Source organism: Kocuria tytonicola, assembly GCF_003687455.1.
Classification (GTDB): domain Bacteria; phylum Actinomycetota; class Actinomycetes; order Actinomycetales; family Micrococcaceae; genus Kocuria; species Kocuria tytonicola.
In genome coordinates this window covers 20,468-40,630 of sequence record NZ_PHOA01000012.1, presented here as the reverse complement: position 1 = coordinate 40,630, position 20,163 = coordinate 20,468, and the positions used below count along the sequence as shown (strand labels likewise).

General features: G+C 72.3%; 18 protein-coding genes. 14 read left to right on the top strand and 4 right to left on the bottom strand.

All coding sequences use genetic code 11. From position 1 onward, the window contains the following. Positions 1 to 55: 55 nt before the first annotated feature. Positions 56 to 922, bottom strand: a complete 867-nt coding sequence (locus tag CWC38_RS03060) for a hypothetical protein (RefSeq protein ID WP_121845357.1) — start codon at positions 920 to 922, stop codon at positions 56 to 58. A 212-nt stretch (positions 923 to 1,134) separates the two neighbouring features. On the opposite strand from CWC38_RS03060, the gene CWC38_RS03055 reads away from it, so the two are divergent. After that, complete coding sequence (locus tag CWC38_RS03055) at positions 1,135 to 2,211, top strand: glutathione S-transferase family protein (RefSeq protein ID WP_121845356.1); 1,077 nt, start codon at positions 1,135 to 1,137, stop codon at positions 2,209 to 2,211. A 205-nt stretch (positions 2,212 to 2,416) separates the two neighbouring features. Then, positions 2,417 to 3,262 (top strand): HpcH/HpaI aldolase/citrate lyase family protein, encoded by an 846-nt coding sequence (locus CWC38_RS03050; RefSeq protein ID WP_121845355.1) that lies wholly within the window; start codon positions 2,417 to 2,419, stop codon positions 3,260 to 3,262. A gap of 49 nt (positions 3,263 to 3,311) precedes the next feature. Here CWC38_RS03050 and CWC38_RS03045 read toward each other — a convergent pair whose 3' ends face one another. Further along, entirely contained in the window at positions 3,312 to 4,016 is a 705-nt protein-coding gene (locus tag CWC38_RS03045) for an HAD family hydrolase (RefSeq protein ID WP_121845354.1), read from the bottom strand. 175 nt (positions 4,017 to 4,191) lie between these two features. On the opposite strand from CWC38_RS03045, the gene malQ reads away from it, so the two are divergent. From malQ to CWC38_RS02990, 11 genes are all read left to right on the top strand, one after another. Next, a complete protein-coding gene (gene malQ, locus CWC38_RS03040; protein WP_121845353.1) occupies positions 4,192 to 6,423 on the top strand; it encodes a 4-alpha-glucanotransferase in 2,232 nt (743 codons plus the stop codon). A gap of 551 nt (positions 6,424 to 6,974) precedes the next feature. Next, positions 6,975 to 7,211: a 50S ribosomal protein L28 gene (rpmB, locus tag CWC38_RS03035; protein WP_012397434.1), complete on the top strand. Its 237-nt coding sequence runs from the start codon at positions 6,975 to 6,977 to the stop codon at positions 7,209 to 7,211. A gap of 1 nt (position 7,212) precedes the next feature. Further along, a complete protein-coding gene (gene rpmG / locus CWC38_RS03030; RefSeq protein WP_012397435.1) occupies positions 7,213 to 7,380 on the top strand; it encodes a 50S ribosomal protein L33 in 168 nt (55 codons plus the stop codon). 4 nt (positions 7,381 to 7,384) lie between these two features. After that, a complete protein-coding gene (rpsN, locus tag CWC38_RS03025; RefSeq protein ID WP_012397436.1) occupies positions 7,385 to 7,690 on the top strand; it encodes a 30S ribosomal protein S14 in 306 nt (101 codons plus the stop codon). 79 nt (positions 7,691 to 7,769) lie between these two features. After that, the gene (locus CWC38_RS03020) at positions 7,770 to 8,054 is read left to right on the top strand and encodes an HU family DNA-binding protein (protein WP_055082754.1); all 285 of its coding nucleotides are present in this window, start codon (positions 7,770 to 7,772) and stop codon (positions 8,052 to 8,054) included. A 340-nt stretch (positions 8,055 to 8,394) separates the two neighbouring features. Continuing rightward, entirely contained in the window at positions 8,395 to 8,991 is a 597-nt protein-coding gene (locus tag CWC38_RS03015; protein WP_121845352.1) for a hypothetical protein, read from the top strand. A 163-nt stretch (positions 8,992 to 9,154) separates the two neighbouring features. Further along, a complete protein-coding gene (locus CWC38_RS03010; RefSeq protein WP_240625020.1) occupies positions 9,155 to 9,775 on the top strand; it encodes a copper resistance CopC family protein in 621 nt (206 codons plus the stop codon). A gap of 312 nt (positions 9,776 to 10,087) precedes the next feature. Beyond that, entirely contained in the window at positions 10,088 to 10,843 is a 756-nt protein-coding gene (locus CWC38_RS03005; protein ID WP_121845350.1) for a copper chaperone PCu(A)C, read from the top strand. Continuing rightward, complete coding sequence (locus tag CWC38_RS03000) at positions 10,833 to 12,125, top strand: Dyp-type peroxidase (RefSeq protein ID WP_121845349.1); 1,293 nt, start codon at positions 10,833 to 10,835, stop codon at positions 12,123 to 12,125. Before CWC38_RS03005 ends, CWC38_RS03000 begins: the two co-directional genes overlap by 11 nt. Positions 12,126 to 12,213: 88 nt before the next feature. Next, a complete protein-coding gene (locus tag CWC38_RS02995; RefSeq protein ID WP_121845348.1) occupies positions 12,214 to 14,388 on the top strand; it encodes a bifunctional copper resistance protein CopD/cytochrome c oxidase assembly protein in 2,175 nt (724 codons plus the stop codon). A gap of 254 nt (positions 14,389 to 14,642) precedes the next feature. After that, entirely contained in the window at positions 14,643 to 16,589 is a 1,947-nt protein-coding gene (locus CWC38_RS02990; RefSeq protein WP_121845347.1) for an NHL domain-containing thioredoxin family protein, read from the top strand. A 45-nt stretch (positions 16,590 to 16,634) separates the two neighbouring features. Here CWC38_RS02990 and CWC38_RS02985 read toward each other — a convergent pair whose 3' ends face one another. After that, the gene (locus CWC38_RS02985) at positions 16,635 to 17,615 is read right to left on the bottom strand and encodes a hypothetical protein (protein ID WP_121845346.1); all 981 of its coding nucleotides are present in this window, start codon (positions 17,613 to 17,615) and stop codon (positions 16,635 to 16,637) included. A gap of 245 nt (positions 17,616 to 17,860) precedes the next feature. Between CWC38_RS02985 and CWC38_RS02980 the strand changes: the two genes are divergently transcribed. Beyond that, positions 17,861 to 18,511, top strand: coding sequence for a hypothetical protein (locus CWC38_RS02980; RefSeq protein ID WP_121845345.1), 651 nt, complete (start codon positions 17,861 to 17,863; stop codon positions 18,509 to 18,511). Between the two features lie 259 nt (positions 18,512 to 18,770). Here CWC38_RS02980 and CWC38_RS02975 read toward each other — a convergent pair whose 3' ends face one another. Next, positions 18,771 to 20,144, bottom strand: a complete 1,374-nt coding sequence (locus tag CWC38_RS02975; protein WP_121845344.1) for an ABC transporter ATP-binding protein — start codon at positions 20,142 to 20,144, stop codon at positions 18,771 to 18,773. Positions 20,145 to 20,163: the final 19 nt, after the last annotated feature.

The window sequence follows — 20,163 nt, the reverse complement described above, 5'->3', positions numbered from 1 at the left end:
GTAGGGGGTCGTGGTGACGGGCCGTGCCCTGGCACGAGTGCCGGACCGGGGCCGCTCACGGTCGGTGGTCGCGCCTGATCCAGTCCGAATCGTAGTAGTCGCCGCCGTCCTCGCGCTCGCGCAGCCGTTCGGCGTAGTCCGTGGGGCGCAGGGGCGAGTCGTCGTCGTCGGGCCGGGTGAAGCGGGCGGTGGCGACGAGCCCGAAGCCCAGCCCGGCGCCCACCACCATGGTCATCCCGCCCACCCCGAACGCCAGGATGTAGTCGTCCAGCAGCTCCGCGGGCACGCGGGGGCCGAGCCACGAGGGCACCACGAAGGCCATCCCGAGGCACGCGAGACCGGGGACGAGCAGGGCGGCGGGGATCAGCCAGAGCTTGGACCAGGAGCGGCGTGCGGTTCCGCCCGGGTCCTGGAACACCGGCAGGGCGCCGGTCTGCACCACGGCGTAGCCCAGCACGCCGAGCACCACGAGCACCACGCCGAGCACCCAGCCGAACCACACGTCCGCCGCCACGAGACCCAGGCCGACGAGCAGGCCGAGGAGGATCACGGTGAAGGACAGCCCGCGTCCCATGCGGCGCGCTGCGCGGGTGGTCGCGGTGCGCTCCTGCGGGGACGGCGCGGGTCGGGCGCCCCCGGGAGCGGACACGCCGTGGGGGCCCGACGCCGCGGCGTCGCCCGTGGCGCGAGGGTCCCCCGGGTGCCCTGGGCGCTCCGGGCCGCCCACGTGGCCGGCGGCCGTGTCCCCGTGGGGACAGGCGCCCTCCGCGGGGGTGGGAGGGACGCGGATCCCGTACCGGGGCCGGTCATCCTCCGTGCCGCGGGAGACATGGTCGTGGTGGCGCACGCCCTCGCGCGGGTGCTCCTGCGACGGGGGCTCCGACGAGTCGTGCTCGTGCCGGGGGCGCTGAACGGGGTTCATGGCAGATCCAGGGGAAGGAGGTCGGGGAGGCCGTGCACGGCCCGGACACGGCCACTGTAGTCCCGGCGGGCACGGCCAGGCCCCGGGGCGGCGAACGTTGCGGGGTGCCCGGCCCGCAGCCGGGTGGTGAATGCCGTGGGAAGGCGCACGCGGGAGCGTGGCCGCCAAAATGCGTGACGTATCATCACTGCACACCACCGGAGGAGGCCGTCATGACGAAACCCACGAGCGGGGACCCCCACTCCACCGCGGGACTCTACGTCCACGCGGGGCAGGAGTACACGCGGGACACCGCGTACATCGAGGACCGGATCGTGGCGGACCCGGACCACGCCGAGCTCGCTCCCGGCGCCCGTGCCTGGCCCGTGGCTGCGGGGCGGTACCGGCTGGTTGCCGCGCGCGCCTGTCCCTGGGCCAACCGCACGCTCATCGTGCGCCGCCTGCTGGGGCTCGAGGACGCGATCTCGGTGGGCATGCCCGGGCCCACGCACGACGCCCGTTCGTGGCGCTTCGACCTGGACCCGGACGGGCGGGACCCGGTGCTCGGAACCGAGCGGTTGCAGGAGAACTACCTCGCACGGTTCCCGGACTACTCGCGCGGCATCACCGTCCCGGCCATCGTGGACGTCCCCACCGGTCAGGTGGTCACCAACGACTTCCCCCAGATCACCGAGGACTTCAGCACCCAGTGGCGGCGCTTCCACCGTGAGGGCGCCCCGGACCTGTGGCCCGCCGAGCTGGTCCCTGAGATGCGGCAGGTCATGAAGCGCGTCTACACCGAGATCAACAACGGCGTGTACCGCTGCGGGTTCGCGGGGTCCCAGCAGGCGTACGACGCCGCGTACGACCGGCTGTGGGCCGCCATGGACTGGGTGGAGGACCGGCTGAGCCCCCGCCGCTACCTCATGGGGGAGCACATCACGGAGGCGGACGTGCGGCTGTTCACCACGCTGGTGCGCTTCGACCCCGTCTACGTGAGCCACTTCAAGGCCTCCCGCAACAAGCTCACGGAGCTGCCGCACCTGTGGGGCTACGCGCGGGACCTCTTCCAGACCCCGGGCTTCGGGGACACGGTGGACTTCCAGCAGATCAAGGAGCACTACTTCGTGGTGCACCGGGACATCAACCCCTCGGGGATCGTTCCGCGCGGCCCCGCCCTGGAGAACTGGACGACGCCGCACGGCCGGGAAGCCCTCGGTGGCTCGCCGTTCGCCCCGGGCACCACCGCCCCCGGGCCGGTCCGTCCCGGGGAGCGCGTGCCCGCGGGACACACCCCGCTCGTGGCGTAGCAACAGGGGCGCTGCACCCGCCCACGTGGTGGGAATCCCACAAACCCCGGGCGGGGGCTTTTGTGGTGGGTGCGGGCGGCGCGCCCCCGTGCGGCGCGCATAGGGTTGGCGAGGCGCCGCGCGGCACGGCGCCGTCGTCCCCGCACTGATCCCGCGGTGCCCGCCCACCCACCGATCCGATGACCGCCCCGCCCCGAGGAGAACCATGGCCCCGTACCGCAACCAGCGCGCCGCAGCACTTCCCGCCCGACTGTCCCGCTCGTGGCTGCTGACCTCCGCGGCGGACACCTCCCTGTTCGCCCCGGCGCTGGCCTCGGAGGCGGACTCCGTGGTCCTGGACATCGAGGACGCCGTTCCTGAGGAGGACAAGGACCGCGCCCGCGCCGAGATGGTCGAGGCCATGCAGCAGGGTGTGAGTGCCTGGGTGCGCATCAACGACATCACCACCCCGCACTGGGAGAAGGACCTCGCCGCCCTGAGCGAGGTGCGCAACCTGCGGGGGATCGTGCTCGCCAAGACCGAGCACCCGGACCACATCACCAAGACCGCCATGATGAGCCGTGCCGGAACCCCGGTGGTCGCACTCATCGAGTCCGCGGTGGGCCTGATGAACGCCTACGACATCGCCCGCGCCCCCGGGGTGTTCCGGCTGGCGTTCGGGGTGGGGGACTTCCGCAAGGACACGGGGGCCTCCGCGGACCCCATGGCGCTGGCGTTCGCCCGCTCCACGCTGGTGACCGCCTCGCGCGTGGGAGAGCTGCCCGGGCCCATCGACGGGCCGAGCAACGGCGTGCTCGGGGAGGAGCTGGCGGCGGCGTGCAGGGTCACCCAGTCCATGGGCATGACCGGCAAGCTGTGCCTGACCCCGGAGCAGACGGACGGCATCAACCGCGCCCTGGCCCCGAGCGAGCAGGAGATCCACTGGGCCAAGGAGATGATCGAGCAGGCGAACTCCGGGCACGGGGGAGCGGACGGCTCCTACCTGCCGCGCCTCGCCCGCGCCCGCAAGGTCTCCGAGCTGGCCGAGACGTACGGTCTCTGGAACAGCTGAGCCCTGCCCCGGAGCGTTCCGGTCCGCGCGCGGCCCGGGACGCCCCGCCTCAGAGCGGCATGCCCCAGCCGCGCAGCAGCTCGCCCACCGCCGGATCGCCCATGGACTCCACCAGGAAGTGGCTCCGGAGCGGCTCCTCGTGGCCGTGTGGTGCTCCCAGCACCCACAGCCCCGCGGCGGCCGCAGCGGTGCTCCCCGCGGGGGAGTCCTCCACCGCAAGGGTGTCCTCCGGTGCCACGCCCAGGCGCCGCACCGCCTCCTCGTAGATGTCCGGGGCGGGTTTGCCGCGCGGGACGTCCTCGGCGCTGACCCAGGTCCGCAGCGTGTCCGCGAGTCCCACCGCGTGCATCTTTCGGTCCAGGATCGCGCTCGTGGAGTTGCTCGCCACTGCCACGGGCACGTGCCGGGCGAGGGCCTTCACGGTCTCCACCGCGCCGGGCAGCGGTTCCAGGACGGCGCCCACCACTTCGGCCTCGGTGCCCACGAGGGCCCGGTACACGGCCGCCTCGCTCGGCGCGGACTGCTCGCCGTGGGCACGCCGCGCCTGGCCGGCCACGAACTCGGCGATGTCGGTGGCGGAGAGGCCCATCAGCCGGGTCTCCGTGGCGGCGTCGATGTCCACCCCGAATCCGGCGGCCACGCGCTTCTGGACGCGGGCCCACGCCCGCTCGGTGTCCATGAGCACCCCGTCGCAGTCGAAGACGACGGCGCGCGGGCGCCACTGCGGGTCCGGTGCGGGGAGAGTGGGTTCCATGCATCCAGTCAACCACGCGCACGGGCGGGGCCCGCCCGCGCCGGGGCGGCCACGGGCGAGCGCCCCTGCGCGCTGTGGTGGCCACCACGCGCACCGGTGCGGGACGCACGAGGGGCGGGGCCGGCGTCGTCGTCCGGCGGCGGGGGACCCGGTCCGCGCTGGCTAGAGTGGACGCATGGCTGAGACAGCAGGAACTTCAGGGGAATCCCCGGTGCAGCGCCTGGCCGCGCGGTACGGGGTGGCCACCGAGTACGAGGGCTTCGATGGCACCACGGTGACCGTTCCGCAGGACACGCTGCGCAGCGTGCTCACGGCCCTGGGTGCGGACGTCACGGACGACGACGCCGTGGCCCGCTCCCTGCGCGAGCGTGAGACGGCCCCGTGGCTGCGTCTGCTCCCTCCCGTGGTGGTCGCGGAGGCGGGGTGCGGGGACACCGTGGCCGTCACGCTCGCGGAGGGGGACTCCGTGCGGATACGGCTGTGGCCCGAGGGCGAGCCGGACGAGGCGAGGGTTCTGGAGCCCGAGCAGGGCGGCACCCCCGAGAGCGCGGAGGTGGACGGACGCACCCGGCGGCGCGTGCAGTACGCCCTGCCGCAGGACCTGCCGCTGGGCTGGTACCGCCTGGAGGCCGTGACGGACTCCGGGGAGCGGGCCGAGGTCGACGTGGCCGTGACCCCGGTGCGGCTCAGCACCACGGACCGGTTGCGCGGCCGGCGCCGCTGGGGGTACATGGCGCAGCTGTACTCGGTGATGTCCTCCCGCTCGTGGGGCGTGGGGGACCTCTCGGACCTCGCCTCCCTCGCCGCGATCAGCGGGGTGCAGGGTGCGGACTACGTGCTCATCAACCCGCTGCACGCCGCCGAGCCCGCACCGCCCGTGGAGCCCTCGCCCTACCTGCCCTCGAGCCGGCGCTTCTTCAACCCGCTCTACCTGCGGATCGGGGACGTGGCCGAGTTCCCGTACCTGCGGCCCGCGGACCGCGAGGTGGTGGCGCGGCTCGCGGCCATCCAGCGCAAGGCCGTCCTGGACCCCGGCAGCATCGACCGGGACTCCGCCTACGCGGCGAAGCTCAAGAGCCTGGAGCTGCTCTACACGGTCCGCCGCTCCCCCTACCGCCAGCAGCAGCTCGAGGCCTTCGTGGCGCACGCCGGCCAGCCCCTGCAGGACTTCGCCCTGTGGTGCGCGCTGCGCGAGGAGCTCGGGGAGGACTCCCCGCTGTGGCAGGACGGGGCGCGTTCGCCCGAAGCCCCCTACGCCCGTGAGGCGCGGTCCCGGCTGAGCCACCGCATCAACTTCCACGTGTGGTTGCAGTGGCTGCTGGACGAGCAGCTCGAGGCCGCCCAGCGCGCCGCTCACCGGGCGGGCATGGACATCGGCGTGATGCACGACCTCGCGGTGGGGGTGCACAAGCACGGCGCGGACGCCTGGGCGCTGCAGGACGTCATGGCCTCCGGGGTGAGCGTGGGTGCCCCCGCGGACATGTACAACCAGCTGGGCCAGGACTGGAGTCAGCCGCCGTGGCACCCGGAGAAGCTCGCCGCGGCCGGCTACCGCCCGTGGCGCGAGATGATGGGGACCATCTTCCGGCACTCGGGCGGTGTGCGGATCGACCACGTGGCCGGACTGTTCCGGCTCTGGTGGATCCCGGAGGGCAATGATGCCTCCGACGGCACGTACGTGTACTACGACCACGAGGCCATGGTGGGCGTGCTGGCGCTGGAGGCCGAGCTGGCCGGAGTGGTCGTCGTGGGCGAGGACCTCGGCACCGTGGAGGACAGCGTCCGCGAGCACCTCGAGCGCAAGGGTGTGCTGGGCACTTCCATCCTGTGGTTCGAGATGGACGGCGAGGTCCCGCTGGACCCGTCCCGCTACCGCGAGCTGTGCATGGCCTCGGTCAACACGCACGACCTCCCGCCCACTCCGGGCTACCTGGACGGGGTCCAGCTGCAGCTGCGCGAGGACCTGGGCCTGCTCGCCCGCTCCCCCGAGGAGGAGCGGGCGGACGCGCGGAGGCAGCTCGAGACGTTCTTCACCGCCGTGCAGGACGCCGGGTACCTCCCCGAGGGCCTGGACGCGCCGCAGGAGCGGAAGATCGAGGCCCTCTACCGCTACCTGTGCGACGCACCCTCGCTGCTGCTCAACGTGGCCCTCGTGGACGCGGTGGGGGAGAAGCGGATCCAGAACCAGCCCGGCACGAGCGACGAGTACCCCAACTGGCGGGTGCCGCTCGCGGACTCCGACGGCCGGCCGGTGATGCTGGAGTCCCTGCCCCGGACGGACCGGGTGAACGCGCTCGTGGACGTGCTCAACGAAGCTCTCGGAACGCACCGGCGCACACCCACGGGCAGGGCCCCCAGGCAGCCCGAGCGCCGGGACCCCACCGATCCCCTCGGGCAGGACTCCTGACGTCCCGCGGCTGGGGCCCGGTGCCGGGGGTGACACTTGCACCCGAGCACTAATTAGGTAAGACTACCCTTACCTAATCTCCTGGGTGAGGAGATGGGACCGAGGAAAGTGCGGCGGGGCGCAGTGCCGGGTCATGGACGGCCCTGCCCCCGCCGTCGCCCCGCCCCGAGTCGTTACGGGGCCGGTCCGATGACCCTGAATCCGCGGGGTCGCCGAATTGGCGCAGCGCGGCCCACGGGCTAGGATCGAGGGGCGCTCGATCGCACCTTTTTCGTTTGCCGAATTTGCGAGAGAGTCCGTAGAAGCCTAGAATCTAAGGCTGTCGTGTGGTGGAGTCCATCTACCGGCGCCTTGATCTTCACCGTCTTCGTCGTAGCGAGTGCCCTGACCGGTACTGCCGCGGGGTCATACCCATCACGCCCGGCGCGCGAACGGTGGCATTTTCTTGAGGTGGCGGATCACTCTTGGGTGCGGCTGTCGGCGGTACACCCGTCCGGTGGCCACCATGCGTGCCGTCATTTCGTCGACATTGGACATTGGAGGAGAACACTATGGCAGCGCACTGCCAGGTGACCGGGGCCCAGCCGGGCTTTGGCCACAGCATCTCGCACTCGCACCGCCGCACCAAGCGCCGGTGGAACCCGAACATCCAGAAGAAGCGCTACTGGGTGCCGTCGTTACGTCGCAACGTGACGCTCAACCTGAGCGCCAAGGGGATCAAGGTCATCGACGCCCGCGGCATCGATGCCGTGGTCAACGAGCTCATCGCACGTGGGGAGAAGATCTGAGATGGCCAAGGACAAGGACGTACGTCCCATCATCAAGCTCAAGTCCACGGCAGGCACCGGGTTCACCTACGTGACCCGGAAGAACCGTCGCAACAACCCCGACCGTCTCGTCATGAAGAAGTACGACCCGGTGGTCCGCAAGCACGTCGATTTCCGCGAGGAGCGCTGAATCCATGGCCAAGAAGTCCAAGATCGCCAAGAACGAGCAGCGCAAGGTCATCGTCGAGCGCTACGCCGCGAAGCGTGCTGAGCTGAAGAAGACCCTGGTGGACGAGAACGCGTCCCCCGAGGCCCGCGAGGAGGCCCGTCTGGGTCTGCAGAAGCTTCCCCGCGACGCGTCCCCCATCCGCGTGCGCAACCGCGACCAGATCGACGGTCGGCCCCGCGGCACCTTCCAGCGCTTCGGCATCTCCCGCGTGCGCTTCCGCGACATGGCTCACCGCGGCGAATTGCCCGGCATCTACAAGTCCAGCTGGTAATTTCTGCACCGGAAGGCCCGTGTGACCCCCGGTCACGCCTTCCCCAGCGAACGCCACCCGAGTCCAGGAGGACAAGCACATGGCTATGAACCGCAGCGAACTCGTTGCCGAGGTTGCCGAGAAGTCCGGCAACACCCAGGCCGCCGTCAACGGCGTGCTGGATTCCCTCTTCGAGGTCTTCGAGAGCTCCGTCTCCAAGGGTGAGAAGATCACGATCCCCGGATGGCTGTCCGTGGAGCGCACCGACCGTGCCGCTCGTCAGGGCCGCAACCCGCAGACCGGCGAGGCCATCCAGATCCCGGCCGGCCACGGTGTCAAGCTCACCGCGGGCTCCAAGCTCAAGGCTGCTGTCTCCTCCAAGTGAGGTAGGCCCGGTCCGGGTGTCCGCACCCGGCACTGCTCAAGGGACCGTTCACGCACCGCGTGAACGGTCCCTTCGCACGTCAGCCCCATATTCCGTCCGCGGCATCCGCCGTCGCCCACGGCCCCGGTGCACCCCGTGCCGGGATGGGGGTCTCCACGGGCAGGGCGCGACGCCCCCACCGGCCGCACCCGTGGGCGCCGCACCCTCAGAGGTGTCCGCGCGCAGAGAAGAGCAGAGAAGAAAGGGAGCATGGCGCGCGGGGGGGGGCATGCTCGAACTCCGCCGTGCCGTGGCGCATAATGGAGACCCGTCCCCATTGCGTCTGCCCCGGAGGTGTTCGGTGTCCCGTCGTGCCCACCGGCTTGCCCGGGGCTGGGTGGCCGCCTTCGTGGCCACCACGCTCGCGGCCGGTTCCCACGCCGCCGCGGACGGATCCTGGCCCCCCGCGCTGATCGTCGCGCTCAGCACGTGCCTGGCCGCGCCCCTCTGCATGCTGCTCGCCGGCCGGGTGCTGTCCCGGGGCAGCGTGGCCGGCGCGGTCCTGAGCTCCCAGATGCTGCTGCACGTGCTCTTCGCGCACTCCGGGGGTGCGGCGCACACCGTGGACCACACCCACCACCACGGTGCCGCGGCCGCGGACGGCCCCGCCGTGGTCGTCTCGGTCCTGCCCTCCGCCGCCCACCACGGCGGCGGGATGCTCACCGCGCACGCGGTGGCCGCGGTGGCCACCTACCTGCTGCTGCGCCACGGCGAGGTGGCGCTCTTCCGGCTGCTGCACGCGCTCTCCCTGCGCGTCCTGCGGATCCTGCGGGCAGTGCACCGCCCGGTCACGGTTGCCGTGCCGCGGCGCACGTCCTGGACCTCCCCGCGAGCACTCGCGGACCAGCTGCTGCTCTCCGCGGTCTGCGGATACCGCGGTCCTCCTGCCCTGGTCTAGGCACCGCCACGGAGCACTCCCGGACGCCGGTGCCGTTCAGCGCATCCACGCATCCACCTGGCCGCGCACCCGCGGCCGCAACGCGCCCCTGGCGCAGGAGAGCACTCACATGACTGACATCCACGGCCGGTCCGCACCCCGGACGGCCACACACCACACCGCCATGCCAGCTGTCCCGGCGGGCCCCGCCCGGACCACCCCCGGTCTCGCGGCGGCCACCACGGTCCCGGCGCTTCTCGCGGCCGTCCTGGCCCTGTTCCTCGTCCTGGGGACCGCCGGTCCCGCCAGTGCGCACGACGAGCTCGTCCGCACCAACCCGGAGTCCGGGGCGACGCTCGAGAAGGCACCGACCACGCTCGAGCTCACCTTCTCCGGCAACATCCAGGACATCGGCAGCGAGGTGCGGGTCACGGACTCCCACGGCACGGACGTCACCCGCGGAACCCTCGCGGTGCAGAACACCAAGGTGTCCCAGCCGCTGCGCGAGGGTGGTGACACGGACGAGACCTACACCGTCACGTGGCGCGTCGTCTCACAGGACGGGCACCCCATCGAGGGCACGTTCACGTACTCCGTGGGCAAGGGGGCCGAGACCACGGCGCCTCCCGCCCCGGTGGCCAGCGGAGACCAGAGCTCCGGGACCTCGGCGTCCCAGCAGGAGAAGCAGGAGAAGGTCAGCGGCACCGGAGTACCCAGCTGGGTGCTGCCCGTGATCGGCGGCGTGGTGGCCTTGCTGCTGCTGCTCGTGGTCCTCGCGGTCGCCACGCGTCCCAAGCAGCGCTGATGCGCGCCGGGCCCGCCCGGAGCCCTGAGCTCCGCGGTTCGACGCCCGTTCCCACCACTCACGGTCGACGCCGCACGTCCCGCCAGGGCTGCCGGCCCACCCGGGCCCGCGGTGCGTCTGCGCGCCCCGGTGGCCGCTCGGCACCCACCGCATGCCGGTAGAGGCATGCGGGAGTCCTGGCTCGCCCGTTGCAGCCCGCCCGCTGCGGTGCGCTCGGTACGGTGCGCCGCCCCGGATGGCCTGGTTCCGCGCCGTGCGGCAGGGCGTGCACCCGCGCCGACCACACCTCACAGATCTCGAAGGATTCACACCATGAACACCAGCACCACCACCCACCAGAACACCGCTCCCGCCGCGTCCCGCCCGGTGCGCCCGGCCCACCGGGCCCTGGCCACCGTGGCCGCCCTCGGCCTGGGTCTCGCGGCGCTCACCGGCTGCTCCGCGCAGAACGGCGAGCAGGCGTCGTCGGGCTCCGCGGAGAGCTCCGCGTCCCGGACCACCGCGACCGGTCCGCTGGAGCTGAGCGAGGGCTGGGCCAAAGCGGCGAACTCCGGGATGACGGGCGTGTTCGGCACCGTGAAGAACACCTCGGACAAGGACGTCACGCTCACGGGCGCGGACACCCACGGCATCGCGGAGTCCGTGCAGATGCACGAGACCGCCAAGGATGCGCAGAGCGGATCCACGCAGATGCAGGAGAAGAAGGGCGGGTTCACGATCCCGGCCGGCCAGAGCCTCACCCTGGAGCCGGGTGGGAACCACATCATGCTCATGGGGCTGACGTGCTCCCTGCAGCCGGGGGCCGACCTGAGCCTGCAGCTCACCACCGACGCCGGCACCCAGGACGTGACCGTTCCCGTGCGCGACTACTCGGGCGCCAAGGAGAACTACGCGCCCGGCGACGGCGCGAGCGGCTCCTCGGAGGAGCACGCCTCGCACGGCTCCTCCGACGAGCACGCCTCGCACGGCTCGTCCCACGGCAGCGGCTCGCACGACGAGCACTCGGGGCATGCGGGGCACGGCGCGTCCCCGTCCTCCTCGGCACTGCCGGAATGCCATGGCCACTGACCGGAATCCCCCGCAGGCGGGGAACGAGTCCCCCGCGCGCACCGGGTGGAGCCGGCGATCGCTGCTCACGGGCGCGGTCGCCGGCGCCGGCGCCACGGGGATCGGAGCGGTGTCCGCGGCGGCGCTGGGTGCCACGGCCCCCGGCCTGGCCGACGCGCAGAACGGACCCCGCCCCGGGCTCAGGACCGAGCCGTTCCACGGCGCGCGGCAGGCCGGCGTCACCACGCTGCCCCAGGCCTTCTGCGCGTTCGTGGGCCTGGACCTGAACACCGGGGCCTCCCGGGACTCCCTGCGGCGGCTGCTGCGCATCCTGACCGACGACGCCGCGGCGCTGACCCAGGGGGAGGCGCCCCTCAACGACCAGGAGCCGTGGCTCGCCCAGAACCCGTCACGGCTCACGGTCACGGTGGGCTTCGGCCCGCGGGCGCTGAAGCTCGTGGACGCCTCGCGCGTGCCCGGGTGGCTGCGCCCCCTGCCCGCGTTCTCGATCGACCGGCTCCAGGAGAAGTGGAACCAGGGGGACCTGCTGCTGCAGCTGTGCTGCGACGACAAGCTCACCCTGGCCCACGCGCAGCGCGTGCTGCTCAAGGACGTGCGCTCGTTCGCGAGCGTGCGCTGGGTGCAGGACGGCTTCCGGAACACCGTGGGGGCCACGGAGGACGGGCAGACCATGCGCAACCTGTTCGGGCAGGTGGACGGCACGGTGAACCCCTACCCCGGGGAACCGGACCACGACAGGGTCGTCTACGGGCAGGGCGGGTTCGAGCCCTGGATCCAGGACGGCACGTCCGTGGTGATCCGCCGCATCCACATGAACCTGGACACGTGGGACGAGGCCGACACCCCGGCCCGGGAGGACGCCGTGGGGCGCAAGCTCTCCACCGGTGCGCCGCTCACCGGCAGCGAGGAGCACGACGAGCCGGACTTCGGGGCCAAGGGCCCGCTGGGGTTCCCGGTGATCTCCTCCTACAGCCACGTGCGACGCTCCCGGAGCGAGAACCCGGACGAGAAGATCTTCCGCAGGGTCTACAACTATGATCTGGCGGTGAGCGACGCGTCCGGACACAGCCGGTCCGGGGACGTCTCCGGCGGCGTCTCGAACACCGGACTCATCTTCGCGTCCTACCAGGCGGACCCCGGCAGGCAGTTCGTGCCCATCCAGAAGCGCCTGGACGAGCTGGACATGCTGAACACCTGGACGGTGCCCATCGGCTCGGCCGTGTTCGCCATCCCGCCCGGTTGCGGGCCCGGAGGGTTCATCGGGGACACACTGTTCGGGTGAGCCCGTACTGCGGAGCGCACAGCGTCCCCGGTGGCGTGACACGCCGGAAGCACAGACCGATCACTCGACGGGCCGGAGGAGCGCCACGATGAGTACCACCGCACGGACCAGGGGCTCCCGCCCGGCACGCGGGGGCGGATCCCCCGGATCCACGGGCCGGGGTCCCGCCCCCTCGAAGGGTGCGGGGGTGAGCGTGAGCCCGTGGACCGTCACGGTGGTGCTCGTGGCTGCGATGATCGGCATGACGGTCGCGCTCGTCTACGGCGGTGCGGCGGCTCCCCGGCAGGTGGCGGACCCCGGCACGTTCGTGCGGTGGGGTCTGCCCGTGGTGGAGACCGTCCACAACATCGCCATGAGCGTGGTCATGGGTGGTCTGCTGCTGGCCATCGGCGTGGTGCCGCGCTTCGCGGACCGCTCCCGCACCCGGCCCCCGCGCAACAGCCGGGAGCAGACGGGGGAGCCCGAGCACCCCGTGTTCCGGGCGGTGATGCAGCTCGTGGAGGCGGCGTCCGTGGTGTGGACGGTGGCCGCCGTGGCCGTGCTGGTCTTCACCTACTCGGACGTCTCCGGCACGGGGATCGGCGCGGGTGCCGGGTACACCCAGGAGCTGCTGCACTACGTCACCGGCATCTCCACCGGCCAGTCCCAGGCGGTGCTGGTGATGGTGGCCGCGGTGGTGACCACCCTGGTGTTCGGTGTGCGCTCCCTGCTCGGTCTCTTCTGCACCCTCGCCCTGTCCTTCGTGGCGCTCGTGGCCCTGGCCCTCAACGGGCACGCGGCCGGCGGCGCGGACCACATGGGGGCGGTGAACTCCCTGGGCCTGCACCTGCTGGGCGTGTGCCTGTGGGTGGGCGGGATCATCGTGCTCGTGTGGGTGGGCCCGCTGCTGGCCCGCGAGTCCGCGGTGGTCAGCCACCGCGGTGGCACCACCCGCACGGAGCCCCTGCTCGCCGTGGTGCTGCGGCGCTACTCCGTGGTGGCGCTGGGCTGCTACCTCCTGGTGGTGCTGTCCGGGATCATCAACGCCGCCGTGCGGATCGGGTCCTGGGAGCAGCTGACCTCCTCCTACGGCATGCTCGCGGTGACCAAGCTCGTGCTCACGCTGGTGCTCGCGGCCGCGGGCTTCGCGCACCGGCAGTGGCTGATTCCCGGTGTGGCGGACGGCTCCCGCTCCCGCACGGCCACCCTGTGGCGCGTGATCGTGGTGGAGGTCGTGCTCATGGGCCTGCTCATGGGCATTGCGACCGCCCTGAGCCGCACCGCTCCGCCCGTCCCGGAGGAACTGTCCCCGGACGCCTCACCCGCCCGCATCCTCACGTGGTACGAGCTGCCCCCGGAGCCCACCGTGGCCGGCTGGTTCACCACGTGGCGCTGGGACTGGTTCTGGGTGGCCGTGGCCGTGTTCCTGGCCGTGGTCTACCTGTGGTCCGCCGTGACGGTCTGGCGGCGCGGCGACACCTGGTCCCCCCTGCGCACCGCGTCCTGGTTCGTGGGTCTGGCGGCCCTGGTCTACGCCACGTGCGGCGGGGTGTCCGTCTACGCGCGCGTGCTGTTCTCCGCCCACATGGTGGAGCACATGACCCTCACGATGATTGTGCCCCTGTTCCTCGTGTCCGGCGCGCCCGTGACGGTGGTTCTCAAGGCACTGGAGCCCCGCCGGGACGGGACGCGTGGGCCGCGCGAGTGGATCCTGCGCCTCGTGCACTCCACGTGGGGGAAGATCGTGACCCACCCGATCTTCGCGGCGGCGAACTTCGCATTCTCGATCGTGCTGTTCTACTTCACGGACCTCTTCCGCTTCACCCTGCGCTACCACGTGGGCCACGAGTTCATGATGGTGCACTTCCTGTTCACGGGGTACATGTTCGCGCTCGTGCTGATCGGGATCGACCCCATCCCGCGCCGGCCCACCTACCCCATGAGGCTGGTGCTGCTGCTGGCCACCATGGCCGCCCACGCCTTCATCGGCATCAGCATCATGAGCCTCACCACCGTGCTGCAGGCCTCGTGGTTCGGCAACATGGGCCGCCCGTGGGGCCCCGGCGCCCTGGAGGACCAGCAGCTGGGCGGCATGCTCATGTGGGGCATCGGGGAGTTCCCCACGTTCCTGCTCGCCGTCATCATGGCCGTGCTGTGGGCCATGGAGGGCAGCAAGGAGAACCGCCGCGTGGACCGGCAGGCGGACCGCACGGACGACGCCGAGCTGCGCGCCTACAACGCGATGATGGCCGAACTCGCCGAACGGGACGAGCCCCGCCGCTGACCCGCCCCACTCCCACGTCCTGCCGCAGCGGAGGACGACGTCGCACGGGTCCGTCTCCGGGGCCCAGCCCCGTCCTCGGGCCCCCTGCCCGCTCCGGCACGCGGCGGCGTCGTCCCGGCGCAGCTGGCCCGGGGGTGCCCGGGGCGGTGTGCCGGGCGTCATGCGGTGCGCGGGAAGTCCTGGCGCGGGGATAGCGTTGGCAGGGAGAGAACCCCTGCACCCCCGTGGAAGGACCCCCGTTGACCGCTGCACGCATGACCACTCCCGTCCGCGCCTCCGAGCTCACCGGACGCGGCTGGCTCAACACCGGCGGGCAGGAGCTGGACCTGCAGGGCCTGCGGGGGAAGATCGTGATCCTGGACTTCTGGTCCTTCTGCTGCATCAACTGCCTGCACGTGCTGGACGAGCTGCGCCCGCTCGAGGAGAAGTACGGGGACGTGGTGGTCACGGTGGGTGTGCACTCGCCCAAGTTCGAGCACGAAGCGGACCCGGACGCGCTGGCGGCCGCGGTGGACCGCTACGAGATCACCCACCCCGTGCTGGACGACCCCCGCCTGCAGACCTGGGACGCCTACACGGCGCGCGCGTGGCCCACCCTGGTGGTGGTGGACCCCGAGGGCTACATCGTGGCGCACCTCTCCGGCGAGGGCCACGTGGCGGGTCTGACCTCACTGGTGGAGGAGCTCGTGGCCGAGCACGAGGAGAAGGGCACGCTGCACCGCGGGGACGGGCCGTACGTGCCCCGCCCCCAGCCCGAGGGGGACCTGCGCTTCCCCGGCAAGGTCGTGGCGCTGCCGGACGGCTCGTTCATGGTGAGCGACACCGGTCACCACCGCCTGGTCCAGCTGGAGTCCGACCTCACCACGGTGCGCCGCACCATCGGCTCGGGCGCACGCGGCTGGGCGGACGGCGGCCCGGAGCTCGCGCGGTTCAACGAGCCCCAGGGCATTGCCGTGCTCCCCGGCGCGGTGCGCTCGGCGGTGGGCTACGACCTCGTGGTCGCGGACACCGTGAACCACCGGCTGCGCGGCGTGGACCTGGGCAGCGGCTCGGTCCGCACGATCGCGGGCAGCGGTGTGCAGCGGCTGCTCGACGACGCCCGCGCCCGGGGCGTGGACCCCAACCTCGTTCCGGAGACCGATCCCACGGACGTGGCGCTGTCCTCCCCGTGGGACCTCGTGTGGTCCGACGCCGCGGACACCCTGGTGGTCGCGATGGCCGGCACCCACCAGCTGTTCTCCTTCGACCCGCGCACCGGCGCGATCGCGGTCCTGGCCGGCACCGGGGACGAGGGCCTGCGCGACGGCACCGCCCACGAGTCCTGGTTCGCCCAGCCCTCGGGGCTCGTGCAGGACGTGCACGGCACCGTGTGGGTCGCGGACTCCGAGTCCTCCGCGCTGCGCAGCGTGCGCTTCTCGCAGGCGGCCACCGGAGGCGGCGAGGCCGCGGACCCGGCCGGGGACAGCGGCGTCGGCAGCGCGGAGGGGACACCCGTGGTGGAGTCGGCCGTGGGGCTGGGGCTGTTCGACTTCGGGTTCCGGGACGGTCCCGCGGGCGAGGCACGGCTGCAGCACTGCCTGGGCGTGACGGTGCTCCCGGACGGCTCCGTGGCCGTGGCGGACACCTACAACGGCGCGGTGCGCCGCTACGACCCGGCCACGCGGGAGACGACGACGCTCACGCGCGGACTCGCGGAGCCCTCGGACGTGCTGCTGGACACCGGTCAGGAGGAGCCCACGCTCGTGGTGGTGGAGACCAACGCGCACCGCCTGGTGCGTGTGGCGGTGCCCAAGCAGGCGCAGACCGTGGACGAGGGCGCGGCGCAGATGCAACGCAGGCGCACGCCCGTGGCTCCCGGTGAGCTGGAGCTCGCGGTGCGGTTCGCGGCACCGGCGGGACAGAAGCTCGACACCCGGTGGGGGGATCCCACGCAGCTGAAGGTCTCGTCCTCGCCCGAGGAGGCGCTCGCGGAAGGTGGCGGCACCGCTCAGGGCCTGACCCGCACGCTGCGCCTGGCCGAGGGCGTCACGGAGGGGGTCCTGCACGTGACCGCGCGCGCGGCGGCGTGCGACGGCTCCCCGGACGGCGAGATCCCCGAGCACGCGGCGTGCCACCTGTACCAGCAGGACTGGGGGATCCCGTTCACCGTGGACCCGGCAGCCCCCGCCACGCTCACGCTGGAGCTGCGCGGACTGGACTGAGGGCCGGACGGGGCTGGGGCCGGCGGGGGCGCAGGCCCTCCCTGCTCACCTCGGGGTAACCGTGGCCTTGTCCCCGGTGACCGCGAGCCGGGCGGAGAACGTGAACGGCACGTCCTTCGAGACCTTGGTGGTGTGCCCGTCGTAGAGGTCCACGGCGGTGAACTCGATGTGCGCGGTGCCCCTGCTGTCCGGAAGGGACCACTGGTCCGTGTGCGGGCCTCCGAGGCGCGGTTCGGGTGCGGGGTAGTCGGTGACGCGCCACGAGACCCTGCCCTGGATGCGCCCGGGGAAGTCGTGGGAGAACGGGCAGCCGGCCGGGTACAGGCTGTCCTGGGAGGCACACGCGTCCAGGTGGGAGTGGACCTGCTCCTCCACCTGCTGCCTGAGCTGCTCCGAGGGCACCGCCGTGAGCTCCATGGTGGTGCGCTGGTCCTCGTCGCTCACGGCCACCTCGCGGGGCTCCGCGCTGATCATGGGGGAGCTGTAGGAACCGGTGTAGACGCCGGGGTAGAACACGGCGAAGTCGCGGGACGAGCCGCGCAGCGCCACGGAGGCACCGTTGATGTCCACGGCCGTGGAACCGGGCATGGAGACGGTCATGGTGGGCAGGGTGGAGGGGTCGAAGTCCCACACCGTGAAGAACCCCCACTGGGTCTCGGCGGGGTGAAGGCTGAACTCCGAGGACGCCTCCCGGCCGTCCAGCAGGTAGGAGGCCCGCACCACGGCGTGGTCCCCGTCCGAGGACACCGTGGAGACCTGCACGTCCTCCAGGTGGCTGCCCGCCTCCCGGAGTGCCTCCCCGTCCAGCAGCGCCGCGTTCGAGTCCGGCACCTGGGCGTTCAGCAGACCGAGGGCCTTGCCGCCGTCGCCGTCCTGCAGGGCCTGGAAGTACTCGCGGACATCCGTCTCCGGCCCGTACTGGTACTTGTTGACGAGCGCAATGGTCACCGCCGCGGCCGCCACCGCCAGCACGATCAGGAAGAACCACGCCCCCACGGCCCTGACGATGCGATCACTGCGTTCCATGGCTCCCCACGGTAGTGGATACCCGGGCGCGGGCCGGACGCGTGTCCCCCGAGCACTAGGCTGAACCCGGCGGCGCGGGGCACCTGCCCCGGTGCTCCGGTGCCACCCACCGTGGCCCAGCGACCCACCGGGCACCACCGGGGCCCAGCGACCCGGCCCGCCTGAGCTCACCGCGCTCGCCCAAGACCACCACCCACCGGGCCCACGGCCCCCGAGGAACCGCACCAGCACGCGCGAGGCAGCACATGGCAGAGACCGTCCGACAGATCCCCTCCCGGTACGGGGCACCCGAGCACGTGTTCCACCCCCGCCTGGGCTCCTACGGCCGCAGGATCGCCGCCGCGCTGCCCCCGCTGGGCGTCGCGGCCGCCGTGGTGGCCCTGCTGTACCACCGCCGCGCCGCGGGTCCCGTCACCGCGGCTCTCGCGCTCCTCGCCCTCCTGGGGCTGCTGGCGGCCTACGCGTACCTCCGCCCGGCCCTCGTGGTGCTCACTGCACGGCACGTGCTGCTCTCCCGGTGGGTGGGGTTCCGCGCCGTGGCACGGGAGCAGATCGCCCAGGTGGTCACGGTGGAGCACCTGCTGCCGGTCCACGGCGCACCGGGCAGGACGCGCGGGCGCCCGCAGCTGTGGTTCGTCACCGCGTCCGGGCGCTGCGCGCTCGCCCTGGACGGCACCGTGTGGGACGGGAGGACGCTGCAGGACCTCGCGCTGCGCAGCGGCGTCGAGCACGTCAAGTTCACCCGCGCCACCCCCGCCGAGGTCAGCGAGCACTGGCCCCGGCTCGTCTCCTGGCGGGTGCGGTACCCGCGGCTGCGCTACGCCACGTCCTCGCTCGCGCTGCTCGCCGTGATCGCCCTGCTCGCATGGTGGGCCTTCGGCGCGCCCGCGGCCTGAGCGCTCCTGCCGCCACCGCTGCGCCACCCCGCCGCGCCACCCCGCCGCGCCGGCCTCGGGAGCCGCGCCGGCGCCGTCCGCGGGTCGTCCTCGCCATCCGCTGCCGCGACATCCCGGGAGGCTGCGCCGGTGCCGTCATCGGGCAGTCTCCGCCGCAGTCACCGCGCCCGCTACCGGGCACGACGACGGCCGGTCCCCTCGGAGGGGGCCGGCCGTCATCGCGTGCTCGCCGCAGTGGGAGCTCGGGTGCGTGTGCGGGTCAGAGGGCGGTGGAGCCGCCCTGCCCGGTGCTCTCCCGGCCCGTGACGGCATCCCCGCCGCGGTGCACCGCAACGCCCGCCGTGGCGGTCCCGGCTCCCGCGTGGGCGTTCTGCCCGCCGCGGGAGGCGTCCCGCTGACGGGCGCGCTCGATCTCGGACTTGCGCTCCTCGTTCGCCTCGCGGGTCAGCTCGGCGCCGGCCTCGGCGTCGCGCGTGAGGTTCTCGCCGGTCTCCGGGTTGAACACGTGCATCCGGCGGCTGTCCAGCCAGATCTTGGCGGTGGACCCGCCGCGGATCCGGGAGGAGGCGTCCAGGGACACGATGACCTGGGCGGGCATCTCGTCCGCGTCCAGCTCCTGGGCCAACTCGTTCAGCTTGTGCTGCACGGTCTGGTCCTGCTCGTACTGGATGTAGCCGTACTGCTGGTTGCCCAGCCACTCCGTGTGGGTGAACTCGGCGTCGAACATGGTCCCGTGGCCCACCTTCGCCTCGTCCACGAACTTGGCGTCCTCGAAGTGCTCGGGGCGCAGCCCCAGCAGCACGAGCTCGGGCGCGCCGGAGAGCTTCGCCTGCACCCGCTCGGGGACCTCGATGTCACCGATGGGAGTCTGGAACACCCCGCCGCTGATCCGCGCCGGGATGAAGTTCATGGACGGAGCGCCGATGAACCCCGCCACGAACAGGTTGACGGGCTGTTCGTACAGCTCGCGCGGGGAGGCGATCTGCTGCAGCTGACCGCGCTTGAGCACGGCCACGCGGTCACCGAGGGTCATGGCCTCGGTCTGGTCGTGCGTCACGTACAGGGACGTGATGCCCATGCGACGCTGCAGCTGGGCGATCTCCGTGCGCATCTGACCGCGCAGCTTGGCGTCCAGGTTGGACAGCGGCTCGTCGAAGAGGAACGCGTCCGCGTCCCGCACGATCGCGCGGCCCATGGCCACGCGCTGGCGCTGACCACCCGAGAGGTTCGCCGGCTTGCGCTCGAGGTGCTCGTTGAGGTCCAGCGTCTCGGCGGCCTCGCGCACCTTGCGGTCGATCTCGTCGTTGCTGAACTGGCCCTTGGCCAGGCGCAGCGGGAACGCGATGTTCTCGTACACCGACAGGTGCGGGTACAGGGCGTAGTTCTGGAACACCATCGAGAGGTTGCGGTCGCGCGGCTGGCGGTCGTTGACGCGCTCGCCGTTGATCTTGAGGTCACCGCTGGTGATGTCCTCCAGGCCCACGACCATGCGCAGGAGCGTGGACTTGCCGCAGCCCGAGGGGCCCACGAGGATCAGGAACTCGCCGTCCGCGATGTCGATGGAGATGTCGTTGACCGCCGGGAAGCCGTCGTCGTACTTCTTGACGAGGTGCTCCATGGTGATTGCTGCCATGTCTTCTCAGTCCTAACTG